The sequence below is a fragment of the Paraburkholderia gardini genome (genome assembly GCF_907164545.1).
GTDB lineage: Bacteria > Pseudomonadota > Gammaproteobacteria > Burkholderiales > Burkholderiaceae > Paraburkholderia > Paraburkholderia gardini.
The window spans coordinates 17,281-31,366 of record NZ_CAJQZB010000020.1; the positions used below are offsets into that span (position 1 = coordinate 17,281).

Sequence of the window (14,086 nt, forward strand, 5' to 3'; positions counted from 1 at the left end):
TTAGCGGCCACAGGCAACCTCGACTGACTGGTAGGCCACCGCCGCTCCGGCAACGCCCTGCGTGTCGAAACGCAGCGCGTTGCCGTCGCGATGCGCCGCAACCGCGCGACCGTCGACGCTCACGCGACACGTCTGCGCATTCGCCAGCTTCACGAACGGCTGGTAGTAGCCGCCAAAGTCGAAACGCATGCCGTCCGGCGTGCGCTCGAAGCGGCGCACGAAGCCGTTTGCCTCGGCGATGTACGGCAGTGTCGCGCTGGTTGTGTTTGCCGCTGCGGCAGCGAACGAAACCTGCGCGTTGCCGTTGTCGATATGGATATACGTGCCGTCCGGGCCGGGTGCGAAGCCCGTCACGCCAGGAGAGGCATCGAGCACCGGCGGCTGCGTCTTCGGCCAGTGCAGTTCACGCACCTCGCCGTTGCCGCGCACGACCCAGTCGGCGCCGTCGCGTCCCACGCCGCGCGCCACGGCGAACGAGCGCCAGTCGAGCACCTTGCGGATGTAGTCGGTAACATGCACTGGCAACACCGGTTGCTTCAGCGCCGTCGAGAAGATCTGGTCCAGTGCGTGCAGCGAAGCGACCTTGGTGCCGCTGTACATGTGGTAGTAGACATCGATCGGCTTGAAGCGGCGTGGTTTATCGGTCATGTCGAACGTTTCGAGCACGCGCGTGAAACCGTAGAAGGGTCCGAGCCATTCGTTCGTGTAGACGTTCTCATCCTGGTTCGGCGCGTAGACCTGATAGGCGCCCGGCCCCTTGTCGACGCCAATCGGCGCGATGTTGGTCCAGCTGTTGTCCGTCTTCGTGATGACGGTGTCGCCGCCGTTGAAGTTGTAGACGCCCGCCTGATATACCTTGCGCACCACGATGCCCGGCGGCTGGCAGTCGCCCGACCATTGCAGCACCACCGTCTTCTTGCCCGGCGGAGCGAGGCGCTCGTTGATGTAGTCGATCGAACCGGTGATTTCGCGGTCGATGTTGAACGTGTAGCCAGGAATGTTCAGCGAGAACGCCGCGTCACCACCGCCACGGTCGGCGCGCCGCTCGCCCTTGTCGTCGACGTTGTCCCATTCGAACGGATGCGAATACGTGTGCGTGCCGATCTCGACATACGGCAGCGCGAACATCTTGCGTGCGATTTCCTCGAGACGCGGCGAGATATCCGGATGCAGGCCCTTCATGCCGACCTCGCCCTCGATCACGGAGAGCGTCATCGGCACCTTGTAGCGCGTGAAGATCTGCTGGTAGAGCGCCTCGCCCGAAAAGTCGGCACCGGGAAATTCGGCACGCGACGCGAAGCCGTCACCGTCCACGTGGGTCATGAAGAGGCGCCGGCCGTTTTCGGTCGTCACGCTCGGCGACGGCATCGTCTGCAGACGCAGCGCGGCCGTGAGAAATTTGATCGGCTCGATCGCCCAGCGCTCCTGATCGACGCCGAGGAGCGATGCCACCGTGTACGGGTTCAACGCATAGCCGCCCCACGGCGTGATCGCGACCTGATCGAGCAGTTCGCCGTTAGCCGACACGCGCAGCAGCGAGCGGCTCTTCGACCCGACGCGCACGCCGAGCAGATCGCGCGCATCCGGCTTCGGATTCGTTTCGAAGCCGATCATCGGATCCTGCGAGACGATGCTCACCGGCGCGGCCGGCGTACCCGGCACGGCTTCGAGATCGAGGGCTGCGCCGCCGTCTTCCGCGGCGTCGAAACCGAACTGGCCGAGAAACACGATCGGCACGTGATCGGCGATGCGACCCGCGACCCAGCGGCGCAACTGCTCCGCATCGGGCACCGCGTCACGCTGAAACCACGCGACGATGCCCGCATAACGGTCCGGCGTGATGCCGGAAGGCAGCGCGGAATCGAAGTCCGCGTACTCGACGTCGTAGCCGAGATAGTTGAGCGGCGTCGCGAGATCGCGCACGCCGGCGGTGCCATCGAGCGGCTCTTTGGTGTCGCGATCCTGCAGCACGAGAATCCTGCGCGGCAGCACTTCGATCGCACCGATGCCGACGACGTCGCGGGCGGCGTCCGTCACATACGGCACCATGCCGGCCGCAACCACTTTCGCCGCGGTCGCGCGCGCGCAATCGCGATCGTTGCCCGCACAGTATTCGAGCGAGACGACCGGCACGCCGGTCTGCTGCGTGAACGCGCGGGCAGCCGCGATGCGGCTTTCGCGCTGCGCGTCGGGCACGTCGACCATCTGCATGCGGGTTTCGTCGAAACCGCGCACGAGCGGATCGCCCACGACCGCGTACAGTGCCTTTGCGTGCGGCTGGGCAGCCTGCAGCGCATTCTGCCCGCCGACGACGAGGCGCGCGTCCGGATGCGCGGCGCGAATGGCATCGATCGCGGCGATCGCAGCCGGCGTCTCCAGCAGGAAGCCGCGATAGCCGCGCGTCCACAACGGCTCGATCTGTTGCGCGACGAAGTCCGCGACCGGGCCCGTTGCAGCACCTTCCGTGCGGGCGAGCCACACGGTATGCGCGAGCGGATGAGCGGCCGGATCGAAGCCTTGCGTCGGGTCGAGCACCACGGCGTCGAACGCCTGCAACAGGTCGACAGGCACATTCGGGCCGTAGAAGAACGCGAGATTGCGCGATGCGGCGACGCGCGTCGCGCCGGGTACACCGGCGGCAGGCGGCGCTACGGTTGCGGCGTTGACGGCGACACTGGCGGTAGCAGCGGGCGCGGCCATCCACGGCATCGCGCCAATCGCGAGCGTAGCCAGCTTGCGTGCCCAGTTATTCCAGCCGGTCCTGCGTGTGGTCTTGAACGAATTCAATCCTGCAACGCCGCCCGATGGCGTCGTGATTCCTGACATCCTGTTCCCGTTCTGTGGTTGCGGGACGCGCCAGAGGCGCGTCGATCACGGTGTTGCCGGTCGCACCGACCGGTCGTGTATCAACCCGGCGGCAAGGTTCGCCTTCGTCCGAAGACGAAACCTGAGCCGCTCTTATGCCGCCGACGCCGCCGTCACGTCACGGGGCGCGCGCATACGGCGCGACGCTTCAACGCATCGAGGGAGGTTTTGACAGGGAGGATTTCCGGCGGCGTGCCGGAAATAAAAGAAAGTGAAACAGACATGATTCTTTATTCGTTCTTTCAGATGAATTTCTAATTAAACGCAGGCATCTTCGCCCCGCTGGTCCGAAGATAGTGATCCCGCGTCAGTCGAACTACCCGATCACCGGCGCCCCGGAACATCAAGGCCATACGGTGACTGGATTCACCCAAAGTAACGAAACCCCGAACAGGCGAATCGAGGCGCATTCTAACTGTTCCTTCGCGTAAACGCATCAAGGTTTAGAAGAAAAAACCCTATGAAGAATACGATTGTAAAAATCGAATATGCCAGCCTGTTTGCCTCATGTCCGAATAATCGATTCACGCAAACGTTAGCGCATGACGAAACACACCGGAAACTGGGCGAACGGCACTGGTAACTGACTTGCCACGGTGATTCACAGGAATACTTCCGGGCGAAATTCGCCTGGGGATGAAGAAAATCCGCACTTCCGGACCGCCGGATTATCCCGTCGAGGCCCGTCCAGAAAGGCATGGCGACTATCTGAACATTCACCGCCCGGCATTCACCGATCATTATTCAATTGCTTTCGGCGTATACCCTGTACGAATTATCCCTGGTCCATATAACGAACGAACGTGCTGAATTCACCGGTTATGGGTTAATCCAGAAATCACAGGAAGGCGCTTTATTTTTCCCTGATGGTGGATGTCATTCTGCATGCCCTCTCACTCTTTTGCGTCGCAGGGCCGGTACAGCGCACGCCTTGATACACCGGACCCGCATCCCATAAGGGAAATTCATTTCCGGAAATTAGTTTTTTGGCAATGGATGCAACGGAATTAGCACCTGCTTTCACACTGCCATGACCCTGCTCCGTCTGTTGAAAAATGAACTGGGGTCGAATCTGGATATCGGCGTGACCTGTGCCGCCATTTCGCGGATAAAAAAGCGCGCAATCGCACGGTGGCTCGTCATATTGAATGACATCAACTGGGGCCCGCCTGAACGATGGTGCGGATTGGACAATATCGTCGCCGGGCACAGGTGTTGCTGTTCCCCATGCGGCGCCGGTTTCGCCGGCCTGCGGCACGACGCCACCCAACGACGTCAATCAATCCGGCAATTCAACGGTGGGAGGCCTTCATGCTTCGTTACGCTGCAATATTTTTCATCATCGCCATCATCGCCGCCGTCTTCGGTTTCGGTGGGATCGCCGCTGGCGCGGCTGAAATCGCGAAGGTGCTGTTCTTCATCTTCCTCGTGATCTTCCTCGTCACCCTGTTGATGGGCATCATCAGGCGATAGGGACGCGTTCGAGGTCTCCCGGTTCGCCCATCCATGGCGCCCCCTGGAAACGGATCGCGCGACACTGTCCATACAGTGTCGCGCGATCCGTTTTTCGTGCTTCCTGTGTGAGGATTGAACGCCCCGCCATTCTGGTTCCAGAGCGGTAAAGTCGGCCGCATGCCGCTTCGCCATGGTCACGGGTTGCAGGAATTGCCTGTCGACTTGCAAGAATTACCGCCTGCTTCCGGGGACTTCCCGGAACGGCGCGGCAGACGGCACGCGCGCCCTCTCCTGTGCGTTCTGCATGATTGCCGGTTGCCACGATTCATGAAAAGCCAACCTTTGAATTCAAGAGGTTTTCGGCAAAAGTGCCACCGGCGAATCAACCCGTGCCCCGGGAAGTGAAATATCCGTTCTGCTTTGTCGGGTCAAATGAAAAAAACCGGCGCTCGCGGAGTAACGACCACCAGGCCTTGTTGACACAGGTGGGCAGGTGGCACGGTTCAGTCGGTACAACATTTCTACAATACTTGAAATATGTAAATGATGAGTCTATGCTGCGGACATGGACTCGAACCTCGTCGTACGCGCCTTGAGCGCCCTTGCACATGAATCGCGGCTCGCGATTTTCCGAACGCTCGTCGTCGCCGGGCCCGATGGGATGCCGGCCGGCGAAATTGGACAACAGCTAGATCTCGCGCCATCCAGACTGTCTTTTCACCTGAAGGATCTGTCGCACGCGGACCTCGTGAAAGCGCGGCAGGAAGGACGCTTTATCTACTATTCGGCCAATTTCGACGCGATGAATGGCCTTGTCGGTTTTCTCACCGAGAACTGCTGCGCTGGCGCGACATGCGCGGCGAGCAGCCCTCCAGCCTGCTGCGGAGATGAATCATGAAGCGAATGCACGTCCACGTATCTGTCCAAAGCCTGACCGAAAGCATCCGCTTCTATAGCGCGATGTTCGGAAACGTCGAACCGACTGTGCTGACGCACGATTACTGCAAGTGGGAGCTGAAAGATCCCGCGGTCAACTTCGCCATTTCCCAGCGTGGCGCAAAACCTGGTATCGACCATGTCGGGATCCAGGTCGAGACCGACGACGAACTGGCAGAGATGAACGCCCGCTTTGCCGCTGCGGACCTGCCCGTGCGTGAGCAGATCGGCACGACCTGCTGCTACGCGAAGTCAAACAAGGCCTGGACCGTCGATCCACAAGGCGTGGCATGGGAAACCTTCAGGACGCTCGCGACCGCGCCGACCTACGGGGAGTCAGGAAATGAACCGGAGCATTCGTCGGATGCCTGCTGCACCCCGACCGCATCCACCCTGCAATTCCGGAGTCGCACGTGACCGATCGACCCTGGTCAATCCTCATCCTTTGCACGGGAAACAGTGCGCGCAGCATCATGGCCGAAGCGCTTTTCAACGTGCTGGGCAACGGTTGCTTCCGGGCGTACAGCGCGGGAAGTCACCCTGGTGGAAGGGTCAACCCTTTCGCTGTCGAGCGCTGCAAGTCACTCGGCTACGACGTTTCACAACTACGCAGCAAGAGTTGGGACGAATTTGCAACGCCTGATGCTCCGCATATGGATTTCGTCATCACCGTGTGTGACCAGGCCGCCGGCGAAGTCTGCCCTGTCTGGCCAGGCAAACCGATGACGGCGCATTGGGGTTTTGAGGACCCCGCCGCGTTCGAGGGCACGGATGACGAAAAGCGCCAGGTGTTCAGCAAGGTCTACCGGCAGATACTCGGCCGGGTGAGTCAGTTCGTGAACTTGCCGCTGCACGTACTGGACAGCAATGCCATTCAGCGCGAGTTACGCGCGATCGGTGAACGGGCAGCCGGGGGACCGAATGAGCAGCATTGAACACGCGAGTTCGGCATTGAAGCCCGTCATTGGCTTTTTCGAGCGGTACCTGACGGTGTGGGTGGCGTTGTGCATCATCGGCGGCATTGTGCTCGGCCAACTGCTACCGGGCGCGTTTCAAGCCATTGGCCGCATGGAGGTTGCCCACGTCAACCTGCCGCTGGCGGTGCTGATCTGGATCATGATTATCCCCATGCTCGTGAAAATCGACTTCGCGGCCATGACTCAGGTGAAGCGCCAATGGCGCGGCATTGGGGTGACGTTATTCGTCAACTGGTTCGTCAAGCCGTTCTCCATGGCCCTGCTCGGCTGGATTTTCATCCGCCACGTGTTCGCACCATGGTTGCCGGCGAACCAGCTCGACAGCTACATCGCCGGCCTGATCCTGCTGGCTGCCGCGCCATGTACGGCGATGGTGTTTGTCTGGTCGCAACTGTGCAAGGGCGATCCGTATTTCACACTGTCGCAAGTGGCGTTGAACGACTCCATCATGATCGTGGCTTTTGCACCGCTCGTAGCGCTTCTGCTGGGGCTATCGGCCATTACTGTGCCGTGGGATACGCTCATTGCCTCGGTCGGCCTTTACATCATCGTGCCGGTCATTTTCGCGCAGATAATCCGGCGCTCGTTGCTCGCGAAAGGCGACGCGCATTTTCAGCGGCTCGTGGGAAAGCTCGGTCCGTATTCGATTTCGGCGTTGCTCGCGACACTCGTGCTCCTGTTCGCTTTTCAGGGAGAGGCCATCGTTCACGAGCCGCTGATCATCGCCATGCTCGCGGTACCTGTCCTGATTCAGGTCTTCTTTAACTCGGGCCTGGCGTACCTGCTCAATCGCAGGCTAGGTGTTGCCCACTGCGTAGCCGGACCGTCGAGCCTGATTGGTGCAAGCAATTTCTTCGAACTGGCCGTGGCCACCGCGATCAGTCTCTTCGGATTCCACTCGGGCGCGGCGCTGGCCACAGTGGTCGGGGTGCTCATCGAAGTGCCGGTCATGTTGCTGGTGGTCGGCGTCGTCAATCGCTCGCAACGCTGGTATGAAGCCAGGGCGCTCTGATCCAGCGGCTTGCGAACACGAGGCATAACCGGGATACGTCATGGCAAATGCTGACAGCAATCCCCGTTCGCTGTTGTCTGGTTCGGGCGGTCTGCACTGCAACTCGATGCAAGCCTTCATCGCGCGGCGGTTGAGTGCGGCCCGGGTTTCCGACGACATGAAAAATCTGGATGTCGGTGGACCGGATGCACCGTGTCGTTTGCCATCGTTTAGTGGCGATGCGATTCGCCCCTCGTCAGCGGACCATCGACCACCGTGTCGCGGACGGCGTGATGCGGGAGTAACGTTCAGGAAGAGTGATGAGCGGCGATGAAAACACGTACAGCAAGGGCTGAAGACTACAGCCTTATACAGGCCCTCCTGATCGCGAGTGAGCTTCCAGTTGAAGACCTCCCGGAAAATGCCCCGATCCGGTTCCTCATTGTCGAGTACCCCGGCGCCCAGTTTGGTGGCTGCATCGGCCTGGAGGTACATGGTCGCGACGGCCTGGTACGCTCACTGGCGGTGCAGTCGAACCTGCGAGCGTATGGCGCAGGAAAGACGCTGGTCGACGCGGTACAAAGACTGGCTGCGACAGAAGGAATCGAGCGACTTTGGCTCCTGACCACAACTGCAAGCGCTTTCTTCCTGCAAGCTGGATATGAAATCGCCGATCGGGCTACGGCACCAGAACTGATCAGGCGTAGCCTTCAGTTCGCGAGCATTTGTCCGGCGAGTGCTATATGCATGACAAGGACATTGCGACCGCCTTCGGGCGACGCGGCCTGATGCCAGCACTGTTACGCGGGACTGATTCGAGTCCTTCCGCGACCGTCGCGGACGGTGGCCTCCCGCAAGAAGCCTGGGGCGCCCGGGTTTTTGCATGAACTGTGGCTTTAGTTTTTCACTTGCCTGACGCAGTTGTCACTTTCCGTGGTACCCGACTTGAGGAGCCCTGACATGAGCGATGACGAACAGGCAATCCGCACCCTGATCGACACGTGGATGACCGCGAGCCGAAGCGGCGACACAGCGACCGTGCTGGGCCTCATGACCGATGACGTGGTCTTCATGACGCCGGGCCATCCGCCCTTCGGGAAAGAGACGTTTGCGGCCATGTCCACGGCGATGCAGAACGTCCGGATGGAAGGCACGGCTGAGATCGAGGAGCTCCAGGTCGCCGGCGACTGGGCCTTCGTGCGCAACCATCTGGACATCACGATCAGAACGCCGGGCGAGGCCGCGCCGGTCCATCACGCCGGCCATACACTGACGATCCTGCGCAAGGATGCGAGCGGACGCTGGCTGCTCGCGCGGGACGCGAATCTGGTCGCGGCGAAAAGCTGAACGCCAGACGCTGGACGTAAAAGCGGAAAAGCCGGCACAGGGCCGGCTTTTCCGTAAAACGCGGGGCGGACATCGAGGCCCGCCCCAGCGCATCAACGCATCGACGCTGGCATCAGCCGCGTGCGACCGCATCCATCGGCGCACGCTTCGGCGAGATCGCCGACACGATAAACGTGACGACGATATTCGCGACGAGCGCGATCAGGCCGATGTACAGCGGCCACGTCCTACCGCCGAGATGCAGCGGGTACACCGGTTTGAGCCCCTGCACGATCGCAAGCCCCGTCCCGATCACGATGCCGACCAGCCAGCCGGCGAGCAGCCCCACCGTCGACATGCGTCGCGTGTAGAGCGTGAACACGATCGCCGGGAAGATCTGCAGAATCCACACGCCGCCCAGCAACTGAAGATCGATCGCGTACTGTGTCGGCAGGAACACGATGAAGAGCAGCGCGCCGAACTTCACGACGAGTGATGCCAGCTTCGCGGTCGCCGCTTCCTTCGCCGGCGTGATGTCCGGATTCACCAGCGGACGCCACAGGTTGCGCGTGAACAGGTTCGCCGCGCCGATCGACATGATGGCCGCCGGCACCAGCGCGCTGATCGCGATCGCCGCCGCCGCGAAGCCCACGAACCACGACGGGAAGATCGTGCCGAAGAGCGCCGGCACGACGTCCGATGCCGACTTCACGTGAACGCCAGCGGCAATCGCCATATAGCCGAGCAACGCGATGAGACCCAGCAGCAGTGTGTACGCCGGCAGGAAAATCGCGTTCTTGCGCACCGTCTTCGCCGACGACGAGGACAGCACCGCCGTCATCGTGTGCGGATACATGAACGCGGCCAGCGCCGAACCGAGCGCAAGCGAAGCGTATGCGGTGAACTGCGTCGGCTTCAGGATGATGCCGGTCGCGCCGCCCTTCGCCTGAAAGAACTTGTCGGCCGAATCGAACACCGCGCCGTAGCCGCCGAGCTTCGCGGGAATCAGCCACACCGCCGCGATCACGACGATATAGATCATGATGTCCTTGACGAACGCGATCATCGCCGGCGCGCGCAGGCCGCTTGAATACGTGTACACCGCGAGAATCACGAATGCGGCGATGAGCGGCAGTTCGCCTTCCACGCCGAGACCCTTGATCACGACCTGCATGCCGACCAGCTGCAGCGCGATATACGGCATCGTCGCCACGATGCCTGTCAGCGCGACGGCCGCCGGTAGCAGCTTGCCGCCGTATTCGCCATGCACGTAATCGGCCGCGGTGATGTGGTTCTTCGCGTGCGCGATCTGCCAGAGCTTCGGCATCACGGCGAACACGAACGGATAGACGATGATCGTATACGGCAGCGCGAAAAAGCCATATGCGCCCACCGAATACACCAGCGCCGGCACCGCGATCACGGTGTACGCCGTATAGAAGTCGCCGCCGACGAGGAACCACGAAATCACGGTCCCGAACTGGCGGCCACCCAGACCCCACTCGTGCAACTGCGTCAGGTCGCCCCGTTTCCAGCGCGCGGCGACGAAGCCGAGCACCGTGACCAGTGCGAAGAACGCAATGAATACGCCCATCGCCACGCCATCAACTGGTTTCAGTTCGCTCATTTGAAGCTCCTGTAGACGACGTACAGCAGGAGCGACGTCACCGGCACCCACAGCAGTTGATACCAGTAGAAGAACGGAAAACCGAGCAGCGACGGTCGCACGTCGTTATAGAACGGCAGCCAGAGCAGCGCGATATAGGGGATCACCAGGAGAACCCTGGTCCAGGATCGACTTGATTGGTCGGATGAGCTCATGATAGTTATGTTATGCAACTGAAAGGAACTTCCGGGCACGGCGAAACGAGACGCCGCTGCACGCTGCTTGTGGCACCGTGTCGCCAGGAAATGGGTATGAAGGTTCCTGCGCGACGGAGCGTCTTCCAGTCCCGCCGCGGTCGGAATTATGGGCGATTCTTAAAAGATCTGCAGCGCCCGCCGCATGCACGGCTTTCCTCGGCACACCGCTTTCCGGTACCCTCGAAGGCGGCGTGCCGACGCTCACAATATCAACGCGTGAACGGGCAACAGGCCCATACAGACAGACGGAGCAGTTCATGACCCAGATGACCGACCAAGGCGGGCTGCGCATTGCAGCCGGACTCAAACAGTTTATCGACAGCGAAGCCTTGCCGGGCACCGGTGTCGATGCCACCCAGTTCTGGGCAGGTTTCGATGCCCTCGTGCACGAGCTCGCACCCAAAAACCGCGCACTGCTCGCCGAACGCGACCGGCTGCAAACGGAACTCGACGCGTGGCATCGCGCGAATCCGGGCCCGGTGCGCGATCTCGCCGCGTATCGCACGTTCCTCGAAGGCATCGGTTATATCGTGCCCGCGCCGGCGGCGTTCAAGGCGACGACCGCCAACGTCGACAGCGAAATCTCCACCCAGGCCGGCCCGCAACTCGTCGTGCCGCTGTCGAACCAGCGCTATGCGCTCAACGCCGCGAACGCGCGCTGGGGCAGCCTGTACGACGCGCTCTACGGCACCGACGCGATTCCCGAAACCGGTGGGGCCGAAAAGCAGAAGGCATTCAATCCAGTGCGCGGCGCACGCGTGATCGCCTTTGCGCGCGCGTTTCTCGACGAAGCCGCGCCGCTCGCGAGCGGCTCGCACGCGGACGCCACGCGTTACAGCATCGAAGGCAACGAACTCGTCGTCGTGTTGAAGAACGGCGCAACCGCGCTGAAAACACCGGCGCAGTTCGCCGGCTTCCAGGGCGTGACGAATGCCCCGTCGGCGATCCTGCTGAAGCACAACGGCCTGCATTTCGAAATCCAGATCAACGCCGACGACCCGATCGGCAAGACCGACGCCGCGCATGTGAAGGACGTGCTGATGGAAGCCGCGGTGAGCACGATCATCGATTGCGAGGATTCGGTGGCCGCCGTCGATGCCGACGACAAGGTTCAGCTTTACCGCAACTGGATCGGCCTGATGAAAGGCACGCTCACCGAGGAAGTCACGAAGAACGGCAAGACGTTCATACGCCGCCTGAACGCCGATCGCGAATACCGCCGCACCGACGGCTCGATGTTCAGGCTGCATGGCCGGTCGCTGCTTTTCGTGCGCAACGTCGGGCATCTGATGACGAACCCGGCCATCACCGACCGCGACGGCAACGAGATTCCCGAGGGCATTCTCGATGCGGTCGTCACGACGCTCTGCGCGATCCACGATCTAAAGAACAAGATGAATTCGCGCACCGGCTCGATCTACATCGTGAAGCCGAAGATGCACGGGCCCGCCGAAGTCGCGTTTGCCTCCGAACTGTTCGCGCGCGTCGAGAAGCTGCTCGGCCTGCCGCACAACACGATCAAGATGGGCATCATGGACGAGGAGCGCCGCACGAGCGTGAATCTGCAAGCCTGTATCGCCGCCGCTTCCGAACGCGTCGCGTTCATCAACACGGGCTTTCTCGACCGCACTGGCGACGAGATGCATTCGGCGATGGAAGCCGGCGCGATGATCCGCAAGGGCGACATGAAGTCGTCGAGCTGGATTGCGTCGTACGAGCGCAATAACGTGCTCGCCGGCCTCGACGCCGGACTGCGTGGCCGCGCGCAGATCGGCAAGGGCATGTGGGCGATGCCCGACCTGATGCACGCGATGCTCGAACAGAAGATCGCGCATCCGAAGGCGGGCGCGAACACCGCGTGGGTGCCGTCGCCGACCGCGGCCACGCTGCACGCGCTGCACTATCACAAGATCGACGTGCAGGCCGTGCAGGAAGAGATGGAACGCATCGCTTACGCAAGCGAGCGCGACGTGTTGCTCAAGGGGTTGCTCACCATCCCGGTCGTCGACAAGGCGCAATGGTCGGACGACGAGATCCGCAGCGAAGTCGAGAACAACGCGCAGGGCATTCTGGGTTATGTGGTGCGCTGGATCGATCAGGGCGTCGGTTGTTCGAAGGTGCCGGACATTCACGACGTCGGCCTGATGGAAGACCGCGCGACGCTGCGCATTTCCAGCCAGCACATCGCGAACTGGCTGCGTCACGGCGTGGTGACGCCTGAGCTCGTGATGCAAACCATGCAGCGGATGGCGAAGGTCGTCGACAAGCAGAACGCCGGCGACCCGCACTATCACCCGATGGCGCCCGACTTCGACGCATCGCTTGCGTTCAAGGCCGCGTGCGCGCTCGTCTTCGAAGGGCGCGAGCAACCATCGGGCTACACCGAGCCGCTGCTGCACAAGTTCCGTCTCGAACTGAAGGAGGCCCGCGCATGACGACGCCACACACGAAGGCGGCGACCCGCGCGGTCGTCACCGGCCACACGCGGGGCATCGGCGACGCGCTCGCCGCGGCGCTCCTCGAACGCGGCATTGCGGTGCTGGGCGTCGCGCGCTCGCTGAACGCTTCGCTCGCGCAACGCTATCCGCAGGCGCTCACCGAAGTCGAACTCGATCTGGCCGATACCGCACAGCTCGCGCAGTGGCTCGGCAGCGATGCGTTGCGCGGCTTTCTGGCGGGCGCGGCGCGCGTCGTGCTGATCAACAACGCGGGCATGGTGCAGCCGGTCGGCCCGCTCGACACGCAGGACGTTGCCGCGATCGCGGGCGCCGTCAGTCTGAACGTGGCCGCGCCGCTGATGATGGCAAGCGCGTTCGCCACGGCAAGTACGGACGCACCCGACCGGCGCATCGTGCATGTTTCGAGCGGCGCGGCGCGCAATGCGTATGCGGGCTGGAGCATCTATTGCGCGACGAAGGCAGCGCTCGATCATCACGCGCGCGCCGTTGCGCTCGACGAAACCCGCGCGCTGCGCATCTGCAGTCTGGCGCCGGGCGTGGTCGATACGGGGATGCAGGCGGAAATCCGCGGCGTGAGCACGGAGAAGTTTCCGTCACGCGGCAAGTTCGAAGACCTCAAGCGCAACGGGCAGCTGGCTTCGCCGGAAGCATCGGCGGCGAAGCTGGTCGACTACGTGTTGAGCGATGTGTTCGGGCAGGAACCGACCGCCGATATCCGCGAGCTTTGATCGTCGCGGCGAGCGGTTAACCGGGCAACCTACGGGTCGCGGGCGCACAACGCCCGCGGCCGGTAAATTGCTGTATGCAAGCGCGGAAGAACGCGAAAAACTCAGACGCGCGGTAAATCGTCGATCGATTTTTCGACGTGGCCGCCGGGAATATCCGTATCGATGCCGTCGTGGCCGTCCGTGTGCGAGACGGTCTTGATCTTCGGCCCGAGGAGCCGCATGCCGCCGAGCGTGTAGAGCGACCACACCAGGTTGCCCGCACGGATCACCTTGACGACTTCGTCCACTTCGACGATTTCATGCTGCGACAGCCACTCGTGGGTCTTCGGATTGATGAGCGCCCAGCGCACGTGCGTGACGCGGTCGTTAGCAGGGTTGATGCGTACAGCGTCAACAGCGTACGTAGCCATGGCCACCTCCATCGTCCTGACCGTCAGATCGTAGCATGACGGCCGCACCGCACAGGACGCGGCGCCGCCGCCCTGC

General features: G+C 62.1%; 15 protein-coding genes. 10 read left to right on the plus strand and 5 right to left on the minus strand.

Translation table 11 applies throughout. From position 1 onward, the window contains the following. Entirely contained in the window at window positions 1–2,709 is a 2,709-nt protein-coding gene (locus LPA37_RS15175; RefSeq protein WP_407672533.1) for a sugar ABC transporter, read from the minus strand. Window positions 2,710–2,901: 192 nt separating this feature from the next. On the opposite strand from LPA37_RS15175, the gene LPA37_RS15180 reads away from it, so the two are divergent. After that, window positions 2,902–3,123 carry a hypothetical protein gene (locus tag LPA37_RS15180; protein WP_229012997.1) on the plus strand — a complete coding sequence of 74 codons (222 nt, stop codon included), beginning with the start codon at window positions 2,902–2,904 and terminating at the stop codon, window positions 3,121–3,123. Window positions 3,124–3,718: 595 nt separating this feature from the next. Here LPA37_RS15180 and LPA37_RS15185 read toward each other — a convergent pair. Beyond that, window positions 3,719–4,135 (minus strand): hypothetical protein, encoded by a 417-nt coding sequence (locus LPA37_RS15185; RefSeq protein WP_229012998.1) that lies wholly within the window; start codon window positions 4,133–4,135, stop codon window positions 3,719–3,721. A gap of 41 nt (window positions 4,136–4,176) precedes the next feature. Here LPA37_RS15185 and LPA37_RS15190 point away from each other — a divergent pair, with 41 nt between their 5' ends. The 7 genes from LPA37_RS15190 (at window position 4,177) to LPA37_RS15220 (ending at window position 8,571) form a co-directional block, all read left to right on the plus strand. Then, complete coding sequence (locus LPA37_RS15190) at window positions 4,177–4,338, plus strand: DUF1328 family protein (RefSeq protein ID WP_228979096.1); 162 nt, start codon at window positions 4,177–4,179, stop codon at window positions 4,336–4,338. Between the two features lie 547 nt (window positions 4,339–4,885). Next, window positions 4,886–5,218: an ArsR/SmtB family transcription factor gene (locus LPA37_RS15195; protein ID WP_228979097.1), complete on the plus strand. Its 333-nt coding sequence runs from the start codon at window positions 4,886–4,888 to the stop codon at window positions 5,216–5,218. Further along, window positions 5,215–5,673, plus strand: coding sequence for an ArsI/CadI family heavy metal resistance metalloenzyme (locus tag LPA37_RS15200; protein WP_229012999.1), 459 nt, complete (start codon window positions 5,215–5,217; stop codon window positions 5,671–5,673). The genes LPA37_RS15195 and LPA37_RS15200 overlap by 4 nt, the downstream gene beginning before the upstream one ends. Then, on the plus strand, window positions 5,670–6,191 hold the full coding sequence (locus tag LPA37_RS15205) for an arsenate reductase ArsC (protein WP_229013000.1): 522 nt from the start codon (window positions 5,670–5,672) through the stop codon (window positions 6,189–6,191). Before LPA37_RS15200 ends, LPA37_RS15205 begins: the two co-directional genes overlap by 4 nt. Beyond that, window positions 6,178–7,245, plus strand: a complete 1,068-nt coding sequence (gene arsB / locus LPA37_RS15210; protein WP_229013028.1) for an ACR3 family arsenite efflux transporter — start codon at window positions 6,178–6,180, stop codon at window positions 7,243–7,245. Before LPA37_RS15205 ends, arsB begins: the two co-directional genes overlap by 14 nt. Before the next feature lie 309 nt (window positions 7,246–7,554). Further along, window positions 7,555–8,013, plus strand: coding sequence for an arsenic resistance N-acetyltransferase ArsN2 (gene arsN2, locus LPA37_RS15215; protein WP_229013001.1), 459 nt, complete (start codon window positions 7,555–7,557; stop codon window positions 8,011–8,013). Window positions 8,014–8,184: 171 nt separating this feature from the next. Then, window positions 8,185–8,571 carry an SgcJ/EcaC family oxidoreductase gene (locus tag LPA37_RS15220; protein WP_229013002.1) on the plus strand — a complete coding sequence of 129 codons (387 nt, stop codon included), beginning with the start codon at window positions 8,185–8,187 and terminating at the stop codon, window positions 8,569–8,571. Window positions 8,572–8,683: 112 nt separating this feature from the next. Here LPA37_RS15220 and mctP read toward each other — a convergent pair whose 3' ends face one another. Together mctP and LPA37_RS15230 are read right to left on the minus strand one after the other, a co-directional pair. Further along, a complete protein-coding gene (mctP, locus tag LPA37_RS15225) occupies window positions 8,684–10,177 on the minus strand; it encodes a monocarboxylate uptake permease MctP (RefSeq protein ID WP_229013003.1) in 1,494 nt (497 codons plus the stop codon). Further along, on the minus strand, window positions 10,174–10,371 hold the full coding sequence (locus LPA37_RS15230) for a DUF3311 domain-containing protein (RefSeq protein WP_324251738.1): 198 nt from the start codon (window positions 10,369–10,371) through the stop codon (window positions 10,174–10,176). The genes mctP and LPA37_RS15230 overlap by 4 nt, the downstream gene beginning before the upstream one ends. A 299-nt stretch (window positions 10,372–10,670) precedes the next feature. On the opposite strand from LPA37_RS15230, the gene LPA37_RS15235 reads away from it, so the two are divergent. Together LPA37_RS15235 and LPA37_RS15240 are read left to right on the plus strand one after the other, a co-directional pair. Continuing rightward, on the plus strand, window positions 10,671–12,848 hold the full coding sequence (locus LPA37_RS15235) for a malate synthase G (protein WP_229013004.1): 2,178 nt from the start codon (window positions 10,671–10,673) through the stop codon (window positions 12,846–12,848). Then, the gene (locus LPA37_RS15240; protein WP_229013005.1) at window positions 12,845–13,600 is read left to right on the plus strand and encodes an SDR family oxidoreductase; all 756 of its coding nucleotides are present in this window, start codon (window positions 12,845–12,847) and stop codon (window positions 13,598–13,600) included. Before LPA37_RS15235 ends, LPA37_RS15240 begins: the two co-directional genes overlap by 4 nt. Window positions 13,601–13,701: 101 nt before the next feature. Here LPA37_RS15240 and LPA37_RS15245 read toward each other — a convergent pair whose 3' ends face one another. Then, window positions 13,702–14,010 carry a hypothetical protein gene (locus LPA37_RS15245; protein ID WP_228979107.1) on the minus strand — a complete coding sequence of 103 codons (309 nt, stop codon included), beginning with the start codon at window positions 14,008–14,010 and terminating at the stop codon, window positions 13,702–13,704. Window positions 14,011–14,086 lie beyond the last annotated feature (76 nt).